The following is a 1,631-nucleotide window of genomic DNA, read 5'->3' on the forward strand; positions in this document are numbered from 1 at the left end:
CGAGCGAGGGCTCGCGGCGCAGCAGCGCGGCCCCGGCGGGGCGGGCCCGCCACTCCCGCGCGGTGTCGCCCGCGGCGGCGGTGAGCTCGGAGACCCCGAGGGCGTGCGTGGAGGACTGCAGCGCCTCCCCCAGCCGCTCCACGGGCGCACGGCGTCCGCGGACCATGCCGACGACCCGGTCGCGGGCCCGGGAGACCCGCGACTCGAAGCCGCGCCACAGCTCCCCGGTGCCCAGCGCCTCCTGCCAGCGCGCGAGGACCTCCCCGCGCAGCACGGAACCGTCGGACAGGGAGGTGTCGAGGCGCTCGCGCGCCGCGGTGTAGCGGTCGCGGGCCACGGCCCGCAGGTCGGTGGCCGCGGCGTTCTGCTCGTCGGCCGCCTCGGCGACCCGGCTGACCCGCTCCCCCAGCGTGTTGAGCGCGCCGGTGACCGTGCGGCGGATGACGACCCCCCGCGCGGCCTCGTCGGAGGCCAGCCCGGTGAGCCAGCTCGCCAACGGGCCCACGACGCGGCGCGGCAGCAGGCCCTGGTCCACCTCGGAGTCCGGCACCGTGAACATGGGCGAGGCACCGAGACCGTTGGCCGCGAGCATGCCCGCGAGGTCGTCGCGGACCTCCGACATGGCCTCCGGCGGCACGCGGTTGAGCACGACCGCGAGCGCGGCGGCGCGGGCGGCGGCCTCCTGCAGCAGCGCCCACGGCACGGCGTCGGCGTAGCGGGCGGCGGTGGTGACGAACAGCCACAGGTCGGCGGCCGCGAGCAGCTGCGCGGCGAGCTCCCGGTTGGAGTCCACGACGGAGTCGACGTCCGGCGCGTCCAGCAGGGCCAGGCCGGGCTGCAGCGCCTCGTCGGCGACGAGGCGGACGGTGGTGTTCGGCTGGTCCGGCGGCAGCTCCTCCTCCGGGCCGTGCACGCGCGCGAGGCCGGGCAGCACCCGCTGGTCGGTGAACCAGCGGGCGTCGCCGGGGTGGTGGACCAGCACGGGCGCGCGCGTGGTGGGACGCAGCACGCCGGAGCGGGACACCTGGTTGCGCAGCAGGCTGTTGACCAGCGTCGACTTGCCCGCCCCCGTGGACCCGCCGACCACGACCAGCAGCGGGGCCTCCAGCCGCTCCAGGCGGGGCAGGAGGTAGTCGTCCACCTGCCGGCACACGGCCCGCACGAGGTCGCGGTCGGCCGTCACGCCGCCCACCTCGTAGGGCAGCTCCACGGCGCCGAGCTCGGCGCGCAGCGCCCCGAGGGCAGCCACGAGCCCGGCACCGTCCACTGCAGTCACGGCCCCAGAGTGCCCGGACGATGATCCAGAGGCGAATGGGCACGCGGGACCGACGTCCACGGGGTGCGCCGCACCGGCGCTCTCCGACGCGATGTGCCTCCGACGTGGTTAGCATCTGCCTCCCACGCCCTCGGGGCGACCGCACGACCCGGCAGAGGAGCACGCGCGATGACGACGTCGTCCGCCGGCGAGCACGCTCCGGGGCGGTGCGCGTGCACGGGGTCGCGGTGAGTGGGCGCGGCGGGCCCGACCCGGCGCGTCGGGCGGTGCGTGGCGAGGTGGACCCGGCGCTGCTGGCCGCGTGCGCCGAGGAGCCGATCCACGTGCCGGGGGCGGTCCAGCCGCACGGCTGGCT

1 protein-coding gene is annotated in these 1,631 nt (G+C 77.6%); it reads right to left on the reverse strand.

Annotated elements, in window-relative coordinates; all coding sequences use genetic code 11:
- The coding region (locus ACTUAL_RS10915; RefSeq protein WP_440900168.1) for a dynamin family protein at window positions 1-1,276 on the reverse strand (1,276 nt) is incomplete at its 3' end.
- Window positions 1,277-1,631: the final 355 nt, after the last annotated feature.

The sequence above is a fragment of the Actinosynnema sp. genome, from assembly GCF_052038725.1.